Genomic DNA, 25762 nt, shown 5'->3' with positions numbered 1-25762 from the left:
AACGGGCAGTAAGACCCCCGCTTCAAGCCGTCGAAAAGAAAAGGAGGATAAGCGGGGGATCAACTGCCCGTAAAAGCCCGATTGGTTCGGGCCGGCCGAAGCCGGTCACTCAGGTATTGCCGCAGAACGCGGCGCTCTTTACCTGAGTTCCTTTTTATTCAGTGGGGGATGAAGAGAACCCCCACTGAATGAAGTTTCACTTTATTAATAAATGATCTCCAAATGTGAATATGTAGTTTATGCACGTTAAGAACAAGCTAATGATCAAGAACAGTTTTCTAACAGAGTGAAAGGCGGATAAGGGGGTGATTCATCATATCGATTAAAACGAGATTTCTGTTGTCTTACGTTGGCGTGATACTTATCGCTGTCGCTTTACTGTTGGTAGCTGGGTTTTTAATTATATTTACAATTACAGGCGATATAAAATCAATAGAGCATTTTTACAAAAAATCGTATGTCCAAAAGCCATTAACGACAGTAGAAGAAAGCGCGTTTCTCGATTTAAAGCTGTTGGCTAAAAATAATCCTGAGCAGCTTCTAAACGAAGAGCAGCTGAAGAAAATTGAAAAGAAGGATATTAAAATTGTTGTCAGAAAAGATACGAACGTGGTGTATGCTTCCCAAACACTTGACAAGCAGTCGTTGCTTAAGTCTCTTCCAGGATTTGAAGAAACGAACATTAACACGCGTGATACGATAAAAATGGAAAACCTTTTTTTCACGTATGTGAAGTTTGACTTTTATTTTTCAGATAAAAGCAAAGGAAGCATTTTTATATTGACAAAGGTAAGTTCCTATGCAGAGTTGACCCGAGAGTTGTTTCCCATTTTATCGGGTCTGTTGCTTTTTCTGTTTATCGTGATTATTGGCCTTTTGAACTATTTAGTTTCAAGAAGCATTATTAGGCCTATTTCGATACTTAAAGAAGGTGCAGAACGAATCAAATCAGGCGATTTAAATTTTGAAATCAAGGCTACTTCAAATGATGAAATTGGACAATTAAATCAAACGTTTGAAGAGATGAGAATAAAATTAAAAGAGTCTGTAAATCTCCAACTTCAGTACGAGGAAAATCGAAAAGAGCTTCTGTCCAATATTTCACATGATTTAAAGACACCCATTACTTCGATTATTGGGTATGTGGAGGGGATTAAAGATGGCGTAGCAAATACTCCACAGAAAATGGACAAGTATTTGTCAACTGTATACTTAAAAGCAAGAGATATGGATTCATTAATTGATGAACTATTTTTATTTTCCAAGCTGGATTTAAAAAAAGAGCCCTTTACTTTTGAAAAGGTCGAACTAAATCACTATATGAGCGACTTTGTTGAAGAGCTTTATCTCGATTTGCTCCAACAGGGAATTCAGATTGACCTTCATCTTATGGATCAGCCTATTTATGTGACAGCAGACAGAGAAAAATTAAAAAGAGTAATGGCTAACGTAATCAGTAATTGTGTGAAATATATGAATAAAGATCAAAAGAACATTATCATTTCTCTACACGAAGGAATGGAGAATGTCACGGTACAGACAACAGATAATGGTCATGGAATAGAGCCCTCCGCTTTACCTTATATTTTTGACCGTTTTTACCGTGCGGAACAATCTAGAAATTCTCAGACAGGAGGAAGTGGCTTAGGTCTTGCAATTACAAAACAAATTATCGGGGAGCATGAAGGGGATATTTGGGCTACTAGTGAGATTGGAAAAGGCACAAGTATCTTCTTTACCTTAAAGAAAGGGGAGAAAATGTGAAAAAAATATTACTTATTGAAGACGAAGTAAGTATTGCTGAATTGCAAAGAGATTATTTAGAAATTAATGATTTTTATGTCGATATTCAACATACAGGTGATGGTGGGCTTAGGCAGGGTCTTCAAGGAAATTATGATTTAATTATTCTAGATATTATGCGTCCAGGGGTAAATGGATTTGAGATATGCAAACAAATACGTGCTGTTAAAAACATTCCGCTTTTGCTTGTATCCGCCAAAAAGGAAGATATCGATAAAGTTCGAGGTCTCGGTTTAGGGGCAGACGATTATATTACGAAGCCATTTAGTCCAAGTGAACTAGTAGCAAGAGTGAAAGCGCATTTAGCGCGCTATGAACGTTTAGCAGGAAGTCAAGTGGTGACAAATACCATTTTTGTCCATGGGATTTCAATTGATAAGTTAGCCCGTAAAGTTCATATTAACGGAGAGGAAATTCCATTTACTACAAAGGAATTCGATTTGTTAGTGTTTTTTGTGAAGCACCCAAATCAAGTGTTGAGTAAAGAGCAGCTTTATGAACGTATTTGGGAGTTGGAGTTAGCTGCAGATGTTTCAACTGTGACTGTCCATATTAGAAAATTACGTGAAAAAATCGAAAGAGATCCTGCCCATCCAAAATTTTTGGAAACCGTTTGGGGTGCAGGATATCGTTTTAATGTTTAAATAGTGTGTTTCATGTCCTGTCACAAAGGTGACGGGATTTTTTTCTCCCGCATTAACGGAGAACCCGGCTTCAAGAATTTGAACAGAAAGATAAGTGGGGATGAAGAACTTCCTTGAATGAAGTTTCACTTTATAAACATTAAGAAATTTTATTAATAAGTTTATCTTTTTTTAAGAAATTGTTTAGAGGGAGTTTAAGATTACGTATTAACATAATTTTAGATAGGGGGGTGTATTTCATGTGGAAGTGGCTGACAGTAATTATAGGTTGTATTTTCATCCTTCAGGGGTGTGTCTCAAATATAGAGAAAGACCCAATTAAACAGGAACAGGAGGCAGGAAATGAAGTGGATGAACAACTTATTCAAGCAGCTGAGCGTAAAGAAACGGAAACGATAAGTAAATTGATTACGGAAGGTGCCGATATCAATATACAGGACTCAAAAGGGAGAACTGCCACTATGATAGCGACTTATAACAATGATGCTGCGACCGCAAAAGTTCTAATCGACGCAGGTGCAGACGTGAACATCCAGGATAACATGAAAAACAATCCCTTCCTGTATGCGGGTGCGGAAGGATACCATGAAATCTTGAAGCTTACGATCGATGCAGGTGCCGATCCAGCGATGACGAACCGCTATGGGGGAACGGCTTTGATCCCTGCTTCGGAACATGGATATGTGAAGATCGTCAAAGAACTTCTTACGAACACGGATACCGATGTTAATCATGTAAATGATCTAGGTTGGACGGCTTTATTAGAAGCCGTTATTTTGAATGATGGAAATGAAAAACAGCAGCAAACGATACAATTGCTTATAGATCATGGGGCGGATGTGAACATATCTGATCAGAATAATGTGACCCCTTTACAGCATGCACGTGAGAAAGGCTTTAAAGAGATTGAACAAATTTTGTTAAAAGCAGGAGCCAAATAACCATCATATAAACCTTCATCCGTAAAATGACGTTGTTTTATTATGAACTAATGAGGAGATGACAACATGAACAAAAAAGCAAAAACAGTATTACCATTACTACTCGGATTAACATTCGTTATCGCAGGGTGTAATACGAACACACAAGACGCCCAAAGTGAGCAGAAGCAGGAACAAGCTCAAAAAGAAACACAAAATGAAGTGAAAATGACGGAGTTACAGCCGTTAAATACGATGACATTACAAATCACATTTTCTGAGCCACTACCGGAGGAGGATGTGAATGCGGATGATTTGGAAAATATTAAGAAAAACTTTGAATTTGATCATGATATGAGTATTGTCAACGTTCCACGGTTAAAGACGGGTGCAGAAAGTACATATATTGTGCCGGTGACAATCCAAAAACCAGGAACCACTTACACAGTTACTTACAAAGGTGAAGGAAAACAGTCCTTTGAAGCAAGTGAGGAGAAAATCAATATACGTCAAACGAAACAGGTTACAAATGATACATTTGAAATTGAATCCTTTAAAGAAGATGGTGTAACCGATTATGCGAATATTATTGAAGCGTATCGGGCTGGTAGAGGGGATCTGGCTTTTCATATAGATGACGAAAATAAAGATGGAAATGGAAAACAATATCAAGTGATCTCCTCTTTACGAGATCGTGTCGTCACCATTACATCAGATGATGGAGAAAAAATCATAACAAATTATGTTCCGTTTACCCAAGCGGCAGATGGCAGACAAGCACCAAAATTCCGTTTACCAGAAGGTCAAACATTAACTCCTGGTACAGAATATACGGTTACATCTGATTGGACAACAATCAAAAACCCAACCTTTATTGCTGAAAAGCTTGTCCCACTTACAATTAAGTCAGCAAAAGCAATCGACAGCAAGTCGTTCCAAATAACAGTAGATAAAGATCCAGGCATGGAGTTATTTGCGGGTCGTAAAGTACAATTAAAAGGTGATGACGGCAGCAATATAGAAGCCCAATACCGCTTCTCCTCTCGCAAAGGATCTGACGGAATTTTTGATGTGTTAAATGACGAAACATTGCAACCAGGCATCAAATACTCAGTAGTACCAATGAACAATTGGGCAGCTACAGATCATGCATCTTTCATAGCTAAGTGAAAATAGAAGTAAAAGGAAGAGAGACGAATTATATCGTTTCTCTTCCTAACTTCAACGGCAGGGGTATCAAAACCAGAGCCACAAGCCTAACCTAAATAGATCGTTTTATATAAATAAAATGTTTGTAGGTGAAAGTGATTCATCTATGTGATGGAATAGGTCTCGTCCCATTTTATTACATAGAGGCCATCAAGCGATAGTGTGGTGGAAGTGTAAGCAGCTGAATAAAGAATCATCAATCAGAAATTCATTTTGAGGATTATTTATCCCGCATTAACGGGCAGTAAGACCCCCGCTTCAAGCCGTCGAAAAGAAAAGGAGGATAAGCGGGGGATCAACTGCCCGTAAAAGCCCGATTGGTTCGGGCCGGCCGAAGCCGGTCACTCAGGTATTGCCGCAGGATGCGGTGCTCTTTACCTGAGTTCTTTTTTTATTCAATTCATTCAGTGGGGCTAAGAGGAAGGCAGACTAAGATCGTCACGTCCTGTGACAACGTCTGCCTGATTCACATCCTGTGAACCTAACCCCCACTGAATGAAGTTTCACTTTATTCAGTGTTCATTCTTTAGCCGTTGCAATTGTTCTTTATTTTGCTGTAATTGCTCTTGAAGTCTGTTAATCGGTTCTAGGTGTTCACCGTTTTGGAGAGCGTTACTGAGCGCATTATCTGCCCGCTCCATCGTATTTTGCGCTTGTTGGATTAACTGCGGAGCAGGATGCGACTGCGCTTGTTCTACAGCTGTTGTTACATTGTCTACAGAATTACGTAACTGAGAGATGACATTTTCGTTTTTCCAGCTCATTTTCGTATGGTCCATCGTAGCGGAATCCTCCATATCATTATTTGATAATCGTACGCCCTTACTATGCAAAAACAATCCCGTTTTTATTCATAACGTGACAGCGATTTTCTGGGGGGGGGTTCAAGAGAGGATAGGTCATGCAGAAATATGCAGATGATTCGTTTTACTTCTGATCACGAAGAGCATCGTTTGTAGAATACGTATCCAACATGTTACAATACTCCTGTACAGATTGCTTTTTGAAAACAGAAGATAATTTATGAGACAACTATGGTACAAAGAATTATACAAATAAACTTACGCAAGTAATATATGTGAACGCTTCCGGACAAAGTCCGGGGCGTTTTTTTGAAAGGAAGTAAAAAAATGGTGAACGACGAAAAATTTTTAACGTTGAAACAAACAGTGAGTGCGCTTGTTACCTATAAAGAGCAGGGGGTGGATGTCAGTGGAGCGGATTATCCCATATATATAAAGGAAATAAAGAGTCATTGGCAGCTGTTTCGGATGGAAGAAATCGACGCAGTAAAGCTATTTATATTTAGGCAGAGTCTTTTCGAAATGACGCCGAGTGAACGGTCTGGTGTATTGAGCTCGTTCGGTATTCAATTGACAGATAAAGATAAAAGGAAAGGGGTCACAGGTGTGATGGAGCGGCTATACAGGCATTATCATAAGCCGACTGTACGGGCACGCCTTGAACAAATCGTTGAATTGTCTGTACGTGAAGCGGCGGTTGCGTTACGGAAAGAGGAGACAGTGACAGAGGCATTAGCGGAACTGTCTCCTGTATCTATTTTGTTTACGGCATTAAACGACGAGCGCTCAGATTGGATCGACTCTTTTATTAAACACGCCCCGCTCGAGTATGTGAAAGTACAGATGGATCTGTTGACCTTTGCTAGTGATATTCCAAATGATGTATTTTCTTTTAAAAGGGCGCAAGAAGCGGCTCCATCCGATCTTATAGATGATGAACGAAAGGATGGCGAGAAAGTCCGTGAAATAGCCAAATTGACTGAACAGATTCACTTGCTACAAAAGGAAAAAGAGGACATACAGCGGGAATTCGATTCTTTTTTGGCAGAGGCAATGAAGGAAGTGACAAAGCTACAAGAAGAGTGCGCTATCTGTCATGATGTCGTGATGCAACTGAATGACAAAATGGAACAGCAGGCGTTCATGATTCGCACATTGAAGAGTGAAGCAAATGGACAGAAAGAGGAACCAATTCCTGATTTACGTGGTGCAGTTGTCGCATTTATCGGTGGGGAAAAAGTGCGCCATTTCAAAAAAGTTGTTCATAAATACAACGGGAAAATGGACTTTGTATCGGAAGCCGATTCAGCACTCGTTGACGGTGCAGTGAGTCGGGCAGATGTCGTTTTTTTTATGCATGGTTTTGCGGGCCATTCGCTTTATTATAAAACGAAAGAAGCGGCAGCCAAATACGGTGTCCCGTTTGAATATGTAAATACAACGGGCGTTAGCGGATTTGAACGGCAATTGAAAACGTTTATCGTCCAAACTAATTGAAAAAAGGAGGGGGATAAGGTGCTGGAACTGCTCATGATAACGCGAACAGTGCTCATTGTCCTGCTTGTTGTGCTGATCGTGATATGGCTTCTGAAGAAATTATTCGGATTGGCTTTTTTTGCAGCGGTGATTTTGGGGATTTGGTATGTATATATGCATTATTTTGGGCTCTGATGAGGGGGCTCTTTTTTGTTTTGATTTTGGGGAGAATAGATAAAATCCACTTTCCATCTGATTAGTGAAGGTAATAGCCAATGCGAAAATAAAGATGGAACAAAATAATCTTCGCTTTTATCCCGTATTAACGGGCAGTAAGACCCCCGCTTCAAGATGTCGAAAAGAAAAGAAGGATAAGCGGGGGATCAACTGTCCGTAAAAGCCTGATTGGTTCGGGCCAGGCAGAGCCGGTCACTCACGTATTGCCGCAGGACGCGGTGCTCTTTACCTGAGTTCCTATTCATTCAGTGGGGGATGAGCGGAACGTAGACTAAGATCGTCACGTCCTGTGACAACATCTGCATGATTCACATCCTGTGAACCTAGCCCCACTGAATGAATTTTAACATTATTCCATTTTATAAAAAATATAGGAGTTATTTTGTCAGTTTTACTAGCCAGTCTTTAAAATCGATCAATCGATGATTCTTAGGTTTTTGATCTGTTCCTGCGATAATAAGGGGTACCTCAGAATCTAATTTGTGTAAGGACCCGTGCGCTGCTCCCCCTACGTGATCTGGACTATGTGTTCCGATAAATTCATACCCAGGTTTTGCATCAACAATTATATACTGACCTTCGTGTGAATGAAGTGCTCCATATAGTCTCGAAAGGGCATCCGGATAGTCGCCATAGTTAATTTTATTTTGTTCATTTATCGACAAATCCAAGATGGAAAGATCTCCATTTAAATCCCAGGATTGTCCGTACCAGTCTCTGTAAGGACCGTTTGGTGAAAATGTAAACGGTTTATCAGAATCTGCCGCTATTACATGGCTGATATTGTCCTTTTTCCAAGCAATGAAACCAATTCGGGCCTCCTTTTTTAATTTCGATGAAATGTCGGATAGATTAATCCTTTCATCTTCTAGATAAATGTATGCCATCCTTTCATTGACAGCTAAAGCCAGTTCCTTGTCAGAAGGTTGATCAGGGTTCCAAAAGGTATACTCGTCCAGTAACGTATTTAAATCAATTAGCGCCTTTTTGCGATCATTGATAACAGCGGATTGTCCGCTGTCGCCGTGCACAATCCAAATGGCTTTTTGAATCGCTTCATCCCAGGATGAATAGGCATTCAAAATGGTCTGAAGCTGTTTATCCACTTCTTCAATCCCTTTCTGTTCCTTTGGTCCATGATCATGAACTTGCTGATCGAAATCCGGGAAATAGGCGAGAGTGAAGGCAGGTAATTTATCTTTTTGAATGAAGTATATTAACTCATTTGCTGTAAATTGATTATTGATGCCCATTGATTGCCATACATGATTATACTGGTTATTTTCTGGATTGAATTGTGACAGGCTGCCCATGGATAGAAGGACCGGTCCATTTATTTCTACCTCGTGTGGCAAAAGGTTCATCTTTGAAACAAGTGTTGGAATATGTAAACGATGGGCATGATTCCCACGATGGATCAGACCGTTTATAGAAGCGGATTGAATATGACTTTTCTCCAGCTCTTCATAAATGGTAGGGATATTCTTGTTTAAATGCGTTTTGTTTAACTGGATTAGGCCATCATTTAACACATTTTTTCCGCCAAGGTTCCACATTTCTCTTTTTCCGCCTCCATAACTAATAAGGCGGTTTTCATCTTGCTTAAACCAGCTAAGCCCTGGGATCTTATGCTGATCAGCATAAGTACCCGTTAAAAGAGTGCTATCAATGGTCACAGACATCGTGGGATAAGAACTGACTACCTCAGGAAGATACTGTCCATGTGTCATTAAAAACTCGAGTGCGGGCGCTTTACCTTCATCTATTGCTTTTCTCAACGGCTGATCCATGAGGGAATCAATCACTAATACGATTACTGGATGATCCGTTGTCTTAATGGACACGTTATGTATATCTTTTGTAGGCGTAAGGAGAAAATACCAGCATAAACCAGCGACCATGAATAAGAACAGAATCACCGATAGGACAATTTTGCGTATCATGACATCACCCTTCTTTTTGCAGTATGATTAGTATGGATAAAAAGAGGAAGTTGAATACCTAAAGGGAAAAAGGAACGACAATAATAAACTGCTTTTATAAATTTAAAATTTCCGCTTTATGCAGCTACATAGGGCTTATGCCGCTTCGGAAGCTGCCTTATTGTATACACTACAATATGGGTCAGAGATGGCCCCCTCACATATACTGCATCCGTCAGGCGACGGGTGCAGATTTTTTATGTTTGTTGGCTCCCATTTCTTTATTCGCTATTGTTAGTTTAGAAAATCTAGGAACCGGAAATCCAAGGGAATAACTAATTTTCATTTTGAACACTTAGGTATATATAGTTGTGTCAAGAAATTATCTCGCTTTTTAAAACAAGATTTTTTAAAACAATAGGCGGCAAGAAAATACAAGGAGTTGTTTCGTTTGAATAAATTAACATTTAAGGTGGAAAAAAATAAATGGAGCTGTACGTATTACATAGAACACATGACGGAAGAACTGTTGTATTTGGAGGCAGTCTTCCTTTAGCTGTGAATAAAAAGGTCATTGTTGCTGTAAGTGTTAGCGGGAGCTCCGTTGATTTTACTGAAAATAAAAGGATTATAGTTAATTCCTAATAGGAGTTATAATGTAAAAATCAAAAACAGTGCGGGTTTCCGTTTATGGAAACCCGCACTGTTTTGATCTGCTTTTACAAACAAGTGTAGGAGTGGAATCTTTTCATCTATTTCAAAGTCTTCGGAACGTTAAACATGATTTGTGTTCCTTCGTTCGGAACACTACTAATCTGTAAGCCTTGGCCATAAATTCGCTTCAGACGTCGATCTGTGTTGCGTAAACCAATGCCTCTCCTAGTATCGTTGCTGTCACTCAACAAATCCTTCACTATTGCTTCATCCATCCCGACACCATCGTCTGTAATGGAAATTTCTACATGTTCAGCATGATTTTTCACGCGAATACAAACAGTGCCTCCATTCTTCTTTTCCAAAATTCCGTGACGAACCGCGTTTTCTGCTAAAGGTTGAATGGAGATGGGGGGAATATCTACATCTATAGATTTATCTACTTCCCACTTCACGTGTAAAAGCTCTTCAAAACGCTCCTGTTCGATATAGAGATAAGAACGGACGAGTTCCAATTCGTGGTGAAGTGGGACGACCCGCTGTAAATTCTTCACATCAAAGCTTCCACGTAAATATTCGCCAAAGTGATTTAACAGATTCACCATTCGTTCTGAGTCAATGGAACTAAGCGATGCGATTGTATTTAAAGTGTTGAACAGAAAATGCGGCTGAATTTGGGCTTGCAGCCAAGCCGCTTCCATATGAAGACGTTGATTTATACTATATTTTAAATCAATTAGTGCACGACTCCTAATTTTTAACTCTAGCGAATTGATGGGTTTCGTTACATAATCATTTGCACCGAGAGCAAGACCAGTATAGACATCCTCCGGGTAATTTCGTGCGGTCAATAACAAAATCGGAACTTCTAAAATGGAATAATGATCGCGAATGGAACGAACCAATGCATAACCCGAAGTATAAGGCACCATCGCATCTAAAATGATCAAGTCCCATTCCGTTTTATCCAATAATTTGAGCGCATCCTCGCCGCTTGTGACGGTTACAACTTCATATTCTTCAGATGAGAAGATATTGCTAATCAATTTCAAGTTTATTGGGTCATCGTCTACGGCTAAGATCATAAATTGTTTTCTGAAAGATTCAAATTTCAGATCATTTGTCGCGTTTACGGAAGACTTAATCGTAGACTCGAACTTCGTTTGTAACGTAGGTTCTTCGTCTGGATTTATTTGCTCTGGAGCTAAAGGCAATGTAAAGAAGAAATTTGAGCCCTGGTTTGGGACAGATTGCATTTGTAATGTTCCACCATGTAGTTCAATCAATTTCTTACAGACATTTAAACCAAGGCCAATGCCATTGTCACTTGCAATACCTTGTTCATAAGGTGAAAAGATTCGTTTTTGTGTTTCCTCATCGATCCCTAGACCTGTATCTTGAATATGAATTGTTGCCATTCCGTTTTCTATTTTTGCATGGACAACAATGAATCCCACATTTGTATACTTAATCGCATTGTGCAATAAATTAAATAAAATTTGAATGAGTCGCTTTTCATCTGCAAGAACGTTCGGAAATGATTTTGGAATCGTAGAAATCATTTGAATTTGTATTCCATCCGTGATAAACCGCAGCATATCGAATACACCGAAGACGGTCCCTTGAACACTCGTGCTTTTAGGGTGAAGATGTAGGGTGCCTTCCTTTAAACGAGTGAAATCGAGAAGATCATTCAGTGCAAACGACATACCTCGGCCGATATCAATAAGGTATTTCAAATTATTTTTGTCTTGGATCGTAATGGAACTATTCTCTCCATCATAGATTGATTGTGCAATGGTGATCATCTCATTCATTGGATTCCACAGCTTTTGAGAGCTGCTCATGAGAAAGTCATCTTTTAATTGATCCGCTTTTTTAAGATCGTCCACTAGTTCATTGACTAGGGTCGTTTTTTGATAAAAGCGTTTGAACCAAAAACCTGCAAAACCTAGAAAGGCAAACAAATAATCAAAGGGATAGAAGGGTATTTCCATGGCGGTAAATGCTTTGATTAGTCCCCATAAAAGGCCTGAAGTTGTACTTAGAGCAGTGAATGCCAGAAATATAGATTCTTCTTTTTCTTGAATGTATTCCTTTAAAGCGAGAATGACAACCGAAAAAAATGAAACGAAATAAAGCGTAAAAAACAATGTATTCGCTGAAAGTAAAAAATGAGTGGGAATCACGATTATTGCTAATGCGCAAATGCCGTATAAAATAGTGAACCAACGAAACCTCTTCGCGTCTTGATATTTTGATAACAATACGCGCATAAAGTGTACGAAGAAAAAGGAAGCGCCGAGATAGACTAAATTTGAAATTTTTAACGACCACTCATAATCGAGAAGGAGCCACCCAAATATAGATTTATTGTAAGTAATTAATTCATCTGCAGCCGGAAAAAGGAATCCGGCTGTAAAAAATAAAACAATTTTTTTACGATAAATAAATAGATAGACAAGGATGGTATACAGGCTATGAATGAGAAGCACAACAACAATTGTGAATAGTAACATTTTTATATTATTTTGTTCGTTAAGAACTGCTTGTTCAGAACCAAATGTAACATGTTTATTAATTAATGCACCTTCTGGCGTATCGAAATTCGATAAATGAACAGTGATGTCAATTTCTTGTTGATACGCTGTAAAATAGGCTGTGTATGGTACGTTTTGACCTCGATGAAGACTGCTACTCGCCGCAACCTCTCCTGAATTACCTTCCAGTTGTCCATTCACAAATAAAGCTGAAGCAGTTTTTGCTGCAGGAATCTGAATGCCATATGGAAAGTTTGAAACTTGCTTTTTATCAAGCAGGATCTTCAATCGATAGGTACCGAATTGATGAGAGGAATCGTCTCCTTCCTTCGAAGGAATGGACAGGATTATTGGTTCTGATTTAGAAGCAGTACTTGTTAGATTATCAGGATCAATTAATGTTTCAGGGTAAAATAGCCATTCTCCGTCTAAATGAATCGTTTGATTTTCTTTCCATTCATAGTTGCGTAAGTCCAAAATGCCATTACGAGCAATTGGTTGTTCCGGGGGCAGATAATAAGCTAGCCATAGGAAACGTAAGCCTGTGAGAACAAAGAAAATCAAGACAATAATTAGTATATGTTGTCGTTTATAGTTTTTGATTGCTGACACTAAAAACTCACCCTTTCCAAATGAATACTTCGTAAACACTGTGTCCATCGCTGTGGAATTTCTTTAACCATGTCATAAAGTGGAGTAAAAGGAAATACTTTATTCATGGAAAGGGGAATACCGGTCACAAAGATTGAGAATTCTCTTTTTTTATAACAATCGTTTAAGAAAACTGTAAGTGTTTGAAAAGTAGATTGTAAGTCACTAAATCTATTCTAAAAAGAAAAGAGAAGGGATGGAGAAAGAATAATGAATATGTGTGGCAATATAAATGGAAGAAAAGAGGAATCATTCATCGCCAAAGAGTACCAATTGTTACTAAATATTTTAAATGAATCGTTCATGATGATTAGGCTGAACTGTGCAGGAAAGATTATAGCGATTAATGATCATTTTATAAAAAAAATTGGATACACTTTAGATGATTTGTATATGCAGGATGCCCGAATTATAAGCTCTACTTATCACCATGTGGACTTTGGGAAGAGCATTTGGGAGCTTATTATGCAAGGAAAGCAATGGAGAGGTGAACTATGTAATCGGAAGAAAAATGGGGAAATGGTTTGGTTACAGTGTATAATTGTGCCAGTGCAGGACGAAGGGAATTATGTAACCCAAGTAATCGCTATCGCTACAGATATTACAAAAGAAAAAGAAGCCTCGAAATGGAAGTATCTTGCTTATCATCATGAACTAACGAACTTACCAAATAAAAGAATGCTGCAGCAATCCATTGATGCACAGTTATTAAGAAGAGAAAAAAAGCAAGAAAAGCTCGCAATTTTATTTATGGATATTAATCAGTTCAAGAAAATTAACACGAAGTACGGACATTTGAACGGTGATTTATTTTTAATGGAAGTAGCTAAACGACTTGCTAGTTTATCAATATTGGGAAATCATGTTTATCATGTAAGTGGTGATGAATTTATTATTTTACTCGAAGATGTTGAAATTATAGAAGTGGTTGTGAATACGTTATTTTCCGAGTTTAGGGAACCATTCGCGATTGAAAATTTTCAAATTGAGGCAAGTGTTAGTATTGGCATAAGCATCTATCCAGATCATAGTAAAGAAGCAAAAAGTTTACTAAACTGTGCTAACAGCGCAATGTTTGAAGCAAAGAAAGAATCAGGAAATAATTATCGACTGTACCAATTATGAATATTTCACGGTAGAGTCAAGAATAAGTATCAGAAAAAAAGCAGCTAAATCATCGTTTATCCGTTGACTTATAGGCTGCTTTTGGTCATTGTTCACGAATAATTTGTGCGTAGAGTTCCATTGTTATGCGATCTGGAAGAATACCGAGTTCGTCAAGTAAACGTTCTTTGAATTCACGAAAAACTTTAATGGCACTTCCACGGTTGCCAGTATCATAATAATGTTGCATAAGTTGTTGTAATGTTTTTTCTGAATAAGGGTTGTAGTGTAGCAACAAAATCAATGAATATTGTCGTTCTTTTAGTTGATGTGTTGCTGTGTAATAATCAATTAAACGTTGAAGTAAAAGAGTAAGCTTGTCGCGAAGCATGCGTGCTTTTACAATGGCCCATTGATAGTCTGTTTTCTCCATATAATCTCCATAATAGCTCTGAACTGCTGCTTGAAATCTTCCGATATTGTGATCTCCAATAAGTTCATTTTTATCAACCAATTGTTCCAATTCTAAGGAATCACAGTGAAAGTTATTTAACTGTAAAACATAGCATTCATTTGAAAAGAGCAATACATCTGAATACCCAATAGAAGCTAACGATTTTCGTAAATAGGAAATCGTAGTATGTAATTGAATCTTCGCTTTTGAATAATCAATATTAGGCCATAGATTGTCGATGATTGTATCACGATGTACAGGTAAATTGTAATGGGTGGTAAAGAAAGCAAACAGTTCCCGTACTTTCGAAGTTTTCCAAGTTATGGGCTGATTATTACAGTAGACCATAAACTCTCCAAGACATTGTATTTTTAAGGAAGAAGCAGTTTGTTGTTCAGGCTCTAATTGTTCACTCTTAAGTTGGAGTTGTTCTTCCAGTCTTTCGATTGTCTTCGCCAAGCGAGACTTTAAAATAGGTTTTAACAAGTAATCGACAGAATGTAATTCGAAGGCCTGAATGGCATAATCACGATGAGCTGTAACAAATACAATGTGAATATTTTTATGCCATACTCTTAAGAGTTCCGCCAACTCTAATCCACTTAATCTAGGCATTTCAATATCTAGAAAAGCTACTTGGAAGTCAAGATTTTTCACTGTATCAAACACTGTTTCTACATTTGAAAAGGTTTGAACTACTTCAATATTATCGAACTCATTCAACTTCTTTTCCATACTTCTTAAAGCTAAAGGTTCATCATCAACTAAGATGACACGTATCACAAAAATACACCAACTTTCATTTTTAAAACAATGGGAAAATATTTACTATTATATTATCGCAAGATTAAATATTATAATCAAAGGATAAGATGACATCACAATCAAATTTTAGTAGAAACATTCGGAAAGACAACTGAGTTACATCTCAATTTTGTTATATATAAAGCCTTAGGATAGCCCTTTTTATATTTTTAAGAGATTAATAAGAATGTTGAAAGAAATGTGTAAGTATCTATCAATATGATGTAGGCAATAGGAAAAAGAATCATTTTATAAAAAGTATGGCATTTTGAAGATAGTAAGAAGGAAGGTGCCCCATTTAATGAAGCAAGAAATGAAATCGATGTCACTCATATCTCGCCCGTTTTCTAATACGGACTCACATGATTTTGATTTATTGCACTGGATTTATGATTTACAAGCTGCTAATGTGGCTCGCTCCAAAACATCATTTGCCCTTGTATTTGTAGCGATTCACGCTTTTAATGAATTGTTGGAACAGTATGGTGAAGATAGTGCGAATCAGGCTTGCCAGCAAATAAGTGAATATCTTAATAATCAAATAAGAAATACAGATAAGATCTTCCAGCTCTCTCAGAAAAATAAATGGGCTATTCTAATGCTTCATTCCGGACAAGAAGAGGCAAAATATTTTCTAAAAAGAATCTTCCAATCTATTCCTTACATTGATTTTGAACAAGGGATGGGCATGCAAATGGGATTATCAGCCAGTATCGTTGAAATTGCAAATAGTACAACCAGTTACGCAGAAGCGCTTAGTGCTGGAGAAGAAGCACTTCAACTAGCAAACGTTAAAGGAGATAAAGAAATTTACATCGTTGAAATGTTTAATAAGCCTGAGTTAGAAAAAATTAAGGTAAGCATTATTGAAGACGATGAAGTAATGAAAAGTATTTTATTGACCATGCTACAACGAATAGCTATTGACTATTTTGAGCTGAGTATTCAAACATTTAATGATGGTAATCAATTTTTACAATCATCCTGGTCTCAATCTGGCCATACCCATATCGTTATTATGAATGATATTTTACCGAAGAAGAATGGTATAGCAGTGCTTCATGAACTTCGTCGCATGCCAAATAGCAAGAAATATATTGTTTTCATGTTTTCAAAATTAAAAACAGAAGAGGACATGATATACGCATTTGAAGCAGGGGTGGATGAATATATTATAAAACCGTATAATGTAAAGCTTGTCGCTGCACGATTAAAGAGGATGCTAGCGAGGTTGCGATGATGATAGAAAACAAATTGCTTTTATTATTGATTGGTATTTTGTTGTTAATGAGTCTTTTAATCGCGTTATTTATCTATATTATTATCCAGCGAATGCTAGAAACTAGTTCGTTAGCAAAAGTTGAGCAATATATGAAAAAACATAATGTTCAACTATACCTTTATTTAATAGAAGGGAAAGAACTATCTAAGGATTTAATTCCTCATACGGGATTAGACATAAGAGCGATCGAAGAAATGCTCGTCCGATATACGAAAAATATTAGTGGGGAGGATGTTTCCTTTCGAATAACGGCGTATATAGAGCGCTATTTGCAGGAGCATTACCGAAAACAATTGAAAAGTAGCAAATGGAGTATCCGTATAAATACTCTATATAAAATTTCTGATTTCCGTTTGTATTTTCTAGTGAACGATGTTTTCGAAATGCTGAATAGTCAAAAAAAATATTCGAAACAGGAATATTTTCAAATGTATAAAGTTTTAGCTACTTTTGAAAGCCCAATTTTAATTTCTTTCCTTTTACACCCAAAAGCTGACTTTGGTGAAATGGAATACAAAAAGCTGCTCTATTATTTAAATCAACAGCAGTTCGAAATACTTATTGATCAATACGAGTCTTTACCAAGTATACTGAAAAATATAATTATTGATATTGTAGGTATGAAAAATGTAGTTGAATTTGTTCCATTTTTAGAAAAAAGACTCAACGATGATTCGTTAGAAACACGTATTCGTGCATTGAAATCAATCGATCAAATCGGTCTTATCCGTGAAATAGATCTTTATTTGCCTTTCCTTCAATCCCCTTATTGGGAAGAGCGGATGATGGTTGCAAAATTGTTGGTACATGTACCAATGAGCGAATCACTACCATATTTACAAGATTTATTAAAGGATTCTTCATGGTGGGTTCGTTCACGGGCAGCACAGTCTATTCATTCAAACAAAAAGGGAAAAGAGATTCTTGAGTCTATTAAGGCAACGACAAATGATCGCTTTGTGTTTGATATGGTACAAGAGGTAATTGGAAAGGGGTGATTCGATTTATATGTCAACATTCACATCCTATTTGTTGCTTTTTTTTGGTGGCATCATTTTTGTTTACATGCTATTAGTCATTTTCTCATACAGTACGATGTTTCTCTATGCTCTTTTGCAGTTAAGGAAAGAATATAAATTGGATAAACATGAGTCAGATGAAGAGCTCTCAGACATTACATATGTGAAGCCGGTCTCGATCATTGTGCCTGCATACAATGAAGAGGCAGGCATTTTAGATAGTGTACATTCCTTACTCAGTCTAAGCTATCCACAAATGGAAGTAATCGTAGTAAATGATGGTTCTTCTGACAAAACACAAGATAAAATGATTGCCCATTTTCAAATGGAGCCCATTCAAAAAGTAATTCGTCAGCAATTGGATACAAAACCTGTAACCGCTGTGTATAGATCAACGATTCATCCAAATTTGCTATTCATAACTAAACAGAATGGTGGCAAAGCAGATGCGTTAAATGCCGGTATAAATCTATCTAAATATCCTTATTTTTGTTCCGTTGATGGAGATTCTATTTTAGAATCAACGTCATTATTAAAAGTGATGAAGCCGATCATTACATCTAATGAAGAAGTAATTGCCTCCGGTGGCAGCATTCGCATCGCCAATGGAACAGACATTCAAATGGGCAGCGTGATGAGCGTCTCACTTTCTGAAAAATCACTTGTCATCATGCAGGTGATTGAATATTTACGAGCTTTTCTTGTAGGGAGAGTTGCCCTTAGTAAACATAATATGGTGCTCATTATATCTGGCGCATTCAGTGTGTTTTCAAAAAAGTGGGTGATTGAAGCTGGTGGATACTTAAAAAGTACCGTTGGAGAAGATATGGAGTTGGTTGTACGACTTCATCGGATGATAAAGGAACAGAAGTCTAGTAATCGAATCGAGTTCGTTCCAGACCCTGTTTGCTGGACGGAAGCCCCCGAAAATATAAAAGGTTTGCGGCGTCAGCGGGCGAGATGGCACAGAGGCTTATTAGAAAGCTTATGGAAACATAGAAAGATGACGTTGAATCCGAAATATGGTGCTGTCGGGATGATATCTTTTCCTTATTTTTGGCTAATTGAGTGTTTAGGGCCACTTATTGAATTAGGTGGTTATATCTACATCGTGTACGCGTTTTTTACTGGTGGAATTTACTTTGAATTTGCTATTGTACTGGTCTTGCTTTTTATTTTGTATGGCTCCGTTTTCTCGATGATATCTGTGTTGTTTGAAGCATGGTCATTGAAAACATATCCTAAAATCACTGACCTCATCCGTCTGTTTATGTATTCGTTTACTGAAGTATTCTGGTATAGACCGTTAACTATTTTTTGGAGATGTGAAGGGATTTTACAGTTTTTCCTCAAACGTGATGAATGGGGTCATATGGAACGAAGAGGTTTATCAAGGAAAGGGTTAGAAGAATGAAACGTATACTCAGTATCACTGGTTTAATTATGATTGTCTTATTACTTCCTATATTGTTTTGGTTTTTGGATGATAAAGAAGAACTGCAAATAGCAATTATTGATAAAACGGTTCCGAACGAATCGTTTCGAGAACATTTAGGAATTACTTGGGTGCTCAATCATTTTGGTTATGTTAAACAAAATGGACAATCGTATAAAGCGGCTGTGGATTACAATGGATTTGTTCCGAATGAAGAAGGTCAATCGTATCAAATCAATCGGCTTCTTGATTCATACGATAAAATGGATGTTATTTATTTGGCTGATACGTATGGCGTTTATGAAGAAGATCTTCCCTGGATTGACAAGAAACGAGAAGGCGCAAGGTCATCTCTTATCTATGGAGGATTAGAAATGTCTGAATGGCAGGCGATTAATGATCGTTTGCAACAAGAAAAGAGAAGTACTTTTATCGCGGAATTCAATGCACTAGCCTCTCCCACAGATGAAAACGTGCAGCAAAGCATGAGTGATACTCTAGGATTAGAGTGGTCAGGATGGATGGGACGCTTCTTTGATGAACTCGACCTTGAACGTAATATCGAAATTCCACAATGGATTGTAGAAGATTATAAAGACAGTTGGAAATACAGAGGACCTGGCTTTATATTGGTTAATGATGTAAGCAATGAAGTGGTTGTTTTGGAAAAAGACAAACATTTTGATGGTAATGGAATTCAATTGAATTTCACTAAAAAAGGAACAACACGCTTTGGACTGAAGACAAGTGCTGATTATCACTACTGGTTTGATATCGTTACGGCTAAAAATAAAGCGGATGTGTTAGCGAATTATAACTGGAATTTAACTAAATCAGGGAAACAAGAACTAATGAAGGAAGGCATTCCATTAACATTTGCTGGTGTCATTGAAACACAACATAAGAATGCAAGAAGCTATTATTTTGCCGGGGATTTCAATGATATTTCGACCACACCTGTTTTTTACCAAATGAAAGGATATAGTCAACTTCAAAAAATGATGAACTTGTATTCAAATGAGTCATTCTATTGGAATACGTATGTACCGATGATGAAGACGATTTTGGAAGACCGCAATAAGGATTTCAAGGAAACAGAAAATGAAACAGAAAAAGTCATACTTAAGAAAGAAGGGGAGGCCTCTTACACGGCAAGAGTCATGAATGATTCATTTGAAGTGCTCGTCAATGATAAATGGGAAAAAATAAAAATAAAAGGTGTCAATATTGGGATGGCAAAACCCGAAACATTTCCTGGAGAGGCGGCGATAACAGAAGAAGAATATTATCGTTGGTTTAAATCAATTGGTGAAATGGGATCGAATTCTATTCGTATCTATACACTTCATCCACCTGGGTTTTATAACGCATTGAAGCGTTATAATGAAGAACATGATCAATCGATTTATGTTTTTCACGGTATCTGGATTGATGAAGGATCTCTTCTTGATACACTTGATGCGTTTCACGAGAAAAATACGGTGGAATTTCAAGAGGAGATGAAGCGGATCGTTGATGTTATACATGGAAATGCTGTTATTAGACCACGCGCTGGTCATGCCAATGGAACATATCAAGCAGATATTTCTCCATATGTAATTGGATGGATCATGGGTACTGAATGGGATCCATCTATGGTACAAAATACGAATGATAGTCACAAAAATAAAGGGGATTATGATGGAACATACTTTCAAACCGTTAAAGGAGATCCTTTTGAATATTGGCTCGCGGCACAGCTTGATGTGCTTGTCAGTTATGAAATCGATCAATATAACTGGATACGTCCCGTCAGCTTTACAAATTGGGTTACAACGGATTTATTGACCCATCCATCTGAACCAAATGAAGTGGAAGATCTTGTTAGTGTCAATCCGAATATGATTCAGACGAAAGGTGCGCTGCAAAAAACAAATCAATTTGCTTCATATCATGTGTATCCCTATTATCCTGACTTTTTAAATTATGAAGCAGATTATCAGAAATATGTTGACCATCGAGGTGAATTTAATAATTATGCTGCTTATTTAAAAGATCTGCATAAAGCACATAGTATGCCTGTTTTGATTGCTGAATTTGGAGTACCGGCATCAAGGGGATTGACACATGAAAATCCATTTGGCTGGAATCAAGGGTTTTTATCTGAAAAAGAACAGGGCGACATTATTGTGAGGCTGTATGAAGATATTATGCATGAAGGTCTACTAGGCGGATTAATCTTTACATGGCAGGATGAATGGTTCAAGAGAACGTGGAATACGATGGATTATGATAATCCAGATCGTCGTCCTTTTTGGTCTAATGCCCAGACGAATGAGCAGCAATTTGGCCTGCTTAGCTTTGATCGCAATAAAATTAAAGTTGACGGAAAGAGAAGTGATTGGAATCAAGTATCTCCTCTGTACACGAAAAAAAATGGAAATCTGCAAAAGTTGTATATGGAATATGACGAACGATACTTATATTTCCGAATCGATATGAATGATGTAAAAAATGGGTATCCTCTCATTGTACTTGACACGGTGCCAGATCAAGGAAACCATACATCCGATACGATAAAAGATGTAACCTTTCAAAATGGTATTGATTTCATGATTAACTTGAAAGGCTCTAATCAGTCACGTGTACTTGTTGATGCATACTATGATTCTTTTGCTTATCATTATGGGCATGAATTAAAGATGATTAAACCGCAGCCGTCTGAACCGGTGAATAACAGTGGTTCCTTTCATCAAATAAACTATGCATTGAATAGAGAGCAGTACATTCCGAAAGAAAACAAAACGATTCCGTTCAGCTATTATGAAACAGGTAAGCTACGGCTTGGTAATGCAAATCCTGCTTTATCAGAATACGATTCTCTTGCAGATTATTTTGTGAATGAAGAATCTGGAACAATCGAAGTACGTATTCCTTGGCTGCTGTTAAATGTGAAAGATCCGAGTCAAAGAGAAGTCATGGGGAATATTTACAAAAACGGATTGCATGCGAGTACAAAAATAAAGGGAATTAAAGCTGGTCTGCTCTTTGTACAATCTGATGGGAAAATAGTCGATTCATTGCCTGCGCTGAATAAAGGAAAACTGCCAAATATGGAGATCTATTCATGGGATACATGGGATCTACCAAAGTATGAAGAACGGTTAAAAGAATCTTACTATATTGTGAAAAAAGCATTCACTTCAAAATAAATTAAAAAGGATTTTGAAGAAAAATAGTAGTTATTGTCAGTTTATTTTTAATAATACTTATGAGTTTTCATTTTATATGAATTTATGTAAATTTTAAAAGAGAGTACCATGTGGAAAAAAAAGGTACTGGATTTGTGAGGTGTCCCGCTTTTAGATAATGAAACCCTCTCGCTTAATAGTGAATGAGCCTTTTTTCCTGAATAGCCATTCTTCCTGTTTAGATAAAACATGGACGATTGTTCAGAGAGGGGGGACGGACTAGGATGAAGCATTTGTAAACAGTTAATTGCTCTCTACCTATTGTAGAAAACGTTGTAAAGCATGGCATCTTGAAACGTTCTCAAGGTGGTATCGTACATATCCACATAAAAGAGCAGCCAGTGTTTGTTGAATTTACTATATCTAAAAGAGCCTAGTTCTAAACAAGCCAGACCTTGTGAAAAGGATCTGGCTTGTTTGTATGTCTAGGGTTTATGTAGTTTATACATGTTCAGAATACCGATTATATTTTAGTAAGATGTGCAGACATTGTCTTTTATTATCGAATTCATTGTGTTCTGTACAGTAATCGATCATTTCTTGAAGCTGTTGTAACCATTTATTCTTGAATGCCAGTGCTTTTCTATATATTCACCAACATACAAAGGTATAATCTTTTAAGCTTCAGCGATCTTTTCTTGATTTATTTTCAGGTTGTTATCTATAATTTGCTCCATCTTAATCGCAGCGCAAAAAATAACTTTTTATCCTGCATTAACGGGCAGTAAGACCCCCGCTTCAAGGCTTCGAAAAGAAAGGAAGGATAAGCGGGAGGTGAAGAAAACCCCCACTGAATGAAGTTTCACTTTATACCTGCCATTTCGATATCCAAAAAGCAACTTAAAAATCGAAATACTTCATCTCTTGTAAAACAGATTCTGCATTTGAAAATGCCACGATCAGTATTATCCCGTCGACACTCGTTAATTTTATTTTCATAAGTTGCAATGACAATAATAGATCATCAACTAAAATAGCTCGTATCAGGTTAAAATATTCTATCGATTGTAATCCAATTGATTTAAAATAATTATACTATATTCTCTCTCTTCAACCTTGAGAACGGGAAAATCGAATTCAGTTTGTTCTTGATAATATGTTCAAATTCACTTTAATTATAGCAGTAGATGTAATAGGAGAAAAGTGTGGTAAATGTTAAGAGTTTATGGCACTTACACTCTTTATTTTTCAAAAAACCTAAGAAGGAACGAGTGTTTGATATTTGTTGCTGATCATCATATAATGAAAAGAAAAGAAAAATGAGGTGGAAAATGATTCAAAAAAATTATCGGAATTTTAAAAAATGATAAAAATTATAGAAAAGTCTTCTACATTTTATTTACAGTATGCTGCATCTAATCATCAGTATTTCTTTCCTTGCTATATTGGAATGTATTTTAAATATAAAGGAATCATCTTTAGAGAGGAACATAAACATGGGTATTTTATCAAATGAGGGCAAGATGCAGAAGACAGCTCTGAAAGAAACGTTTTCGTGGTTTGCAGAAACATCGAAAGAACTACTGATCGTGCTTGATACCAAAGGAAGGATCAAATACATAAATGCTTCATTAGAAAAAGCGTTGCACTATGAATTGTCGGAAGTGGAAGGCATGAATTACTTAGAATTTGTTCATAAAGATGATCGGAATAAATCAAATGAGTTATTGTATGTTTTACAACATAATCAATTTTTCTTGCCTTACACAAATAGATATTGTCGGAAAGACGGTACATACATTACACTGCTTTGGCGCAATGCAAAAGTAACGAAGGAAGGATGGATTCAAGCGATTGCCCAGCGTGTTGAAGAGAGTTCGGATCCTCTTGGGGAAAGCATGATAAATAGTATTGGACTTAGTAACTTTTTTGAAATAACGGATGAGGCAGCAGTCATTTGTGACTTAGAAGGTCGTGTACTTCTTGGGAACTCTGTGTTTGAACGTTTGTATGAATGGAAAAGGCAGGAGATAGTGGGAGGGTTTTTGCCGATTATCCCGAAACATCTTCATCATGAAATCAACGATATCAATACAGAGCTATGGAAGGGGAAAAAAATCGTTCATCGTCAAACGTTTTGTATGAAAAAAAATGGATCGATTATTCCAGTCGCCCTCATTGTCGCTCCGATTATAGATGACAATGGAACGTTCATCGCTGTATCAGGTATAATAAAAGATCTTACGGAGCTAATGAAAAAAGCAACGATGATCCAACAACAAAATGATTCGATCGCAAGTCAAGAAAGACTTCTGCTTGATATAACAGAAAATATTAGTGACGTTATTACCTTGTTTGATATAACTCAATTTAAAATTTTATATGCAAGTCCTTCTATCGAACAGTTATGGGGGATCAGCAGTGAAGAAATTTGTAAAAATCCGCGTGTCATGAAGGGGAAATTTTATCGGGAAGATTTGAAAAAAATGATAAAGATGCTTGTATCCCAATCTGTCGTCCCGAGGGAATTAGAATATAAGCTGAAAGATGAGTCAAAAACAGAGGAGCGATGGATTCGAACAAAAATTACCCCGTTCGCTGATGAAAATGGACAGATTATTAAAAGTATTGGCATTTCTCGAGATATTACAGAGTGGAAAAAGCAGAATGACACGTTAAAAAAACAAGAAAAGTTGGGAGCATTGGGGCAATTAGCGGCTGGAATGGCCCATGAAATCAGAAATCCGTTAACTACTGTAAAAGGTCTCATTCAGTTGCTAGAGGAAGAGAGTGACAATGATTTCTATAACAAGATTATCTTTAAAGAAATTGAGCAGATTGAGTCGATTGTGACAGAGTATTTAATGCTCGCTAATCCATATGAGGAAATAAAGTATGCTCATCACAATATCAATGATATTTTAACAGAAATCATTCAAATCATGCGGCCTGAAGCCTTATTACATAAAGTTGAAATGAATAAGACGTTGGGAGATTCGTTGCCTTTTATTTACTGTGAGCCAAAGCAGATGAAACAGGCAATAATGAACATTTTTAAAAATGCGCTTCAGGCAATGCCATCCGGAGGAAACATGTATATTACAACATCTCTATTGCCGAACGGATCAGTAGCTGTTGAGGTAAGGGATGAAGGAAGCGGCATCTCAAAAGAAATGATTGATCGTTTAGGTGAACCTTTTTATTCTAATAAAGAAAGAGGTACGGGTCTTGGCCTTATGGTAAGCTATAAAATCATCGAAAATCATTGTGGAACGATTCAAATAGAAAGTGAAAATGAAAACGGCACGAATGTAAGGATCATATTACCTTCGGAACAATGTGATAAATAGGAACAGCAATCGCCATCTGTTTTAGGGCTAACTAGGCAATGAATAAAAATGATGGAAAGAAACTCCCTATTAAATCTCTATAGTATACTTTTATACACTATTTGATAATAAAGTGCGTACTTTATTTTCTGAACATTAACACATATAATGAGCGTAGCATTAAATTAGTAAAAAAAATAAACCACTTAGAAGGAGTGACATATCCATGAAATTACAATTAGCACTTGATCTTGTCAACATACCAGAAGGTATCGCAGTAGTGAAAGAAGTAGAACAATTCGTTGA

16 protein-coding genes and 1 pseudogene are annotated in these 25762 nt (G+C 37.1%); 13 read left to right on the top strand and 4 right to left on the bottom strand.

Annotated elements, in window-relative coordinates; genetic code table 11:
• The first annotated feature begins 315 nt into the window (after positions 1-315).
• From BLL40_RS00075 to BLL40_RS00060, 4 genes are all read left to right on the top strand, one after another.
• Positions 316-1764, top strand: coding sequence for a sensor histidine kinase (locus BLL40_RS00075; protein WP_073709881.1), 1449 nt, complete (start codon positions 316-318; stop codon positions 1762-1764).
• Positions 1761-2447, top strand: coding sequence for a response regulator transcription factor (locus BLL40_RS00070; protein ID WP_073709880.1), 687 nt, complete (start codon positions 1761-1763; stop codon positions 2445-2447). Before BLL40_RS00075 ends, BLL40_RS00070 begins: the two co-directional genes overlap by 4 nt.
• A gap of 239 nt (positions 2448-2686) precedes the next feature.
• Positions 2687-3388 (top strand): ankyrin repeat domain-containing protein, encoded by a 702-nt coding sequence (locus tag BLL40_RS00065; protein WP_073709879.1) that lies wholly within the window; start codon positions 2687-2689, stop codon positions 3386-3388.
• Between the two features lie 66 nt (positions 3389-3454).
• Positions 3455-4537 carry a hypothetical protein gene (locus tag BLL40_RS00060; RefSeq protein ID WP_073709878.1) on the top strand — a complete coding sequence of 361 codons (1083 nt, stop codon included), beginning with the start codon at positions 3455-3457 and terminating at the stop codon, positions 4535-4537.
• Positions 4538-5088: 551 nt separating this feature from the next.
• Here BLL40_RS00060 and BLL40_RS00055 read toward each other — a convergent pair.
• Positions 5089-5355, bottom strand: coding sequence for a hypothetical protein (locus BLL40_RS00055; protein WP_073709877.1), 267 nt, complete (start codon positions 5353-5355; stop codon positions 5089-5091).
• A gap of 333 nt (positions 5356-5688) precedes the next feature.
• Here BLL40_RS00055 and BLL40_RS00050 point away from each other — a divergent pair, with 333 nt between their 5' ends.
• The gene (locus BLL40_RS00050) at positions 5689-6876 is read left to right on the top strand and encodes a DUF2325 domain-containing protein (RefSeq protein ID WP_159434160.1); all 1188 of its coding nucleotides are present in this window, start codon (positions 5689-5691) and stop codon (positions 6874-6876) included.
• Positions 6877-6894: 18 nt separating this feature from the next.
• Positions 6895-7050: a hypothetical protein gene (locus BLL40_RS17265; RefSeq protein WP_159434159.1), complete on the top strand. Its 156-nt coding sequence runs from the start codon at positions 6895-6897 to the stop codon at positions 7048-7050.
• 419 nt (positions 7051-7469) lie between these two features.
• On the opposite strand, the gene BLL40_RS00045 is transcribed toward BLL40_RS17265, so the two are convergent.
• Positions 7470-9035, bottom strand: a complete 1566-nt coding sequence (locus BLL40_RS00045) for an alkaline phosphatase family protein (protein ID WP_083566135.1) — start codon at positions 9033-9035, stop codon at positions 7470-7472.
• Between the two features lie 731 nt (positions 9036-9766).
• Positions 9767-12820, bottom strand: coding sequence for an ATP-binding protein (locus BLL40_RS00040; RefSeq protein WP_159434158.1), 3054 nt, complete (start codon positions 12818-12820; stop codon positions 9767-9769).
• Positions 12821-13069: 249 nt separating this feature from the next.
• On the opposite strand from BLL40_RS00040, the gene BLL40_RS00035 reads away from it, so the two are divergent.
• On the top strand, positions 13070-13984 hold the full coding sequence (locus BLL40_RS00035; RefSeq protein ID WP_073709875.1) for a sensor domain-containing diguanylate cyclase: 915 nt from the start codon (positions 13070-13072) through the stop codon (positions 13982-13984).
• An 85-nt stretch (positions 13985-14069) separates the two neighbouring features.
• On the opposite strand, the gene BLL40_RS00030 is transcribed toward BLL40_RS00035, so the two are convergent.
• The gene (locus BLL40_RS00030) at positions 14070-15200 is read right to left on the bottom strand and encodes a response regulator (protein WP_073709874.1); all 1131 of its coding nucleotides are present in this window, start codon (positions 15198-15200) and stop codon (positions 14070-14072) included.
• A gap of 322 nt (positions 15201-15522) precedes the next feature.
• Here BLL40_RS00030 and BLL40_RS00025 point away from each other — a divergent pair, with 322 nt between their 5' ends.
• From BLL40_RS00025 to BLL40_RS16910, 6 genes and pseudogenes are all read left to right on the top strand, one after another.
• On the top strand, positions 15523-16461 hold the full coding sequence (locus BLL40_RS00025; protein WP_073709873.1) for a response regulator: 939 nt from the start codon (positions 15523-15525) through the stop codon (positions 16459-16461).
• Complete coding sequence (locus BLL40_RS00020; protein WP_073709872.1) at positions 16458-17501, top strand: HEAT repeat domain-containing protein; 1044 nt, start codon at positions 16458-16460, stop codon at positions 17499-17501. Before BLL40_RS00025 ends, BLL40_RS00020 begins: the two co-directional genes overlap by 4 nt.
• A 10-nt stretch (positions 17502-17511) precedes the next feature.
• On the top strand, positions 17512-18936 hold the full coding sequence (locus tag BLL40_RS00015) for a glycosyltransferase family 2 protein (RefSeq protein ID WP_073710352.1): 1425 nt from the start codon (positions 17512-17514) through the stop codon (positions 18934-18936).
• Complete coding sequence (locus BLL40_RS00010) at positions 18933-22148, top strand: hypothetical protein (RefSeq protein WP_073709871.1); 3216 nt, start codon at positions 18933-18935, stop codon at positions 22146-22148. Before BLL40_RS00015 ends, BLL40_RS00010 begins: the two co-directional genes overlap by 4 nt.
• A gap of 1475 nt (positions 22149-23623) precedes the next feature.
• A complete protein-coding gene (locus BLL40_RS00005) occupies positions 23624-25477 on the top strand; it encodes a PAS domain-containing protein (RefSeq protein WP_073709870.1) in 1854 nt (617 codons plus the stop codon).
• Positions 25478-25682: 205 nt separating this feature from the next.
• A pseudogene (locus tag BLL40_RS16910) lies at positions 25683-25762 on the top strand (3-hexulose-6-phosphate synthase); the annotation flags it as partial.

Origin of the sequence: Domibacillus mangrovi (genome assembly GCF_001906925.1) — a bacterium.
GTDB lineage: Bacteria > Bacillota > Bacilli > Bacillales > Domibacillaceae > Domibacillus > Domibacillus mangrovi.
This window is presented reverse-complemented; position numbering and strand designations above follow the sequence as displayed.

Coding starts and splice junctions, on each gene's coding strand:
- BLL40_RS00045 (WP_083566135.1), bottom strand. CDS start 9,035: ATGATACGCAAAATTGTCCTATCGGTGATTCTGTTCTTATTCATGGTC.
- BLL40_RS00015 (WP_073710352.1), top strand. CDS start 17,512: ATGTCAACATTCACATCCTATTTGTTGCTTTTTTTTGGTGGCATCATT.
- BLL40_RS00035 (WP_073709875.1), top strand. CDS start 13,070: ATGAATATGTGTGGCAATATAAATGGAAGAAAAGAGGAATCATTCATC.
- BLL40_RS00060 (WP_073709878.1), top strand. CDS start 3,455: ATGAACAAAAAAGCAAAAACAGTATTACCATTACTACTCGGATTAACA.
- BLL40_RS00005 (WP_073709870.1), top strand. CDS start 23,624: ATGGGTATTTTATCAAATGAGGGCAAGATGCAGAAGACAGCTCTGAAA.
- BLL40_RS00020 (WP_073709872.1), top strand. CDS start 16,458: ATGATGATAGAAAACAAATTGCTTTTATTATTGATTGGTATTTTGTTG.
- BLL40_RS00055 (WP_073709877.1), bottom strand. CDS start 5,355: ATGGACCATACGAAAATGAGCTGGAAAAACGAAAATGTCATCTCTCAG.
- BLL40_RS00065 (WP_073709879.1), top strand. CDS start 2,687: ATGTGGAAGTGGCTGACAGTAATTATAGGTTGTATTTTCATCCTTCAG.
- BLL40_RS00025 (WP_073709873.1), top strand. CDS start 15,523: ATGAAGCAAGAAATGAAATCGATGTCACTCATATCTCGCCCGTTTTCT.
- BLL40_RS00010 (WP_073709871.1), top strand. CDS start 18,933: ATGAAACGTATACTCAGTATCACTGGTTTAATTATGATTGTCTTATTA.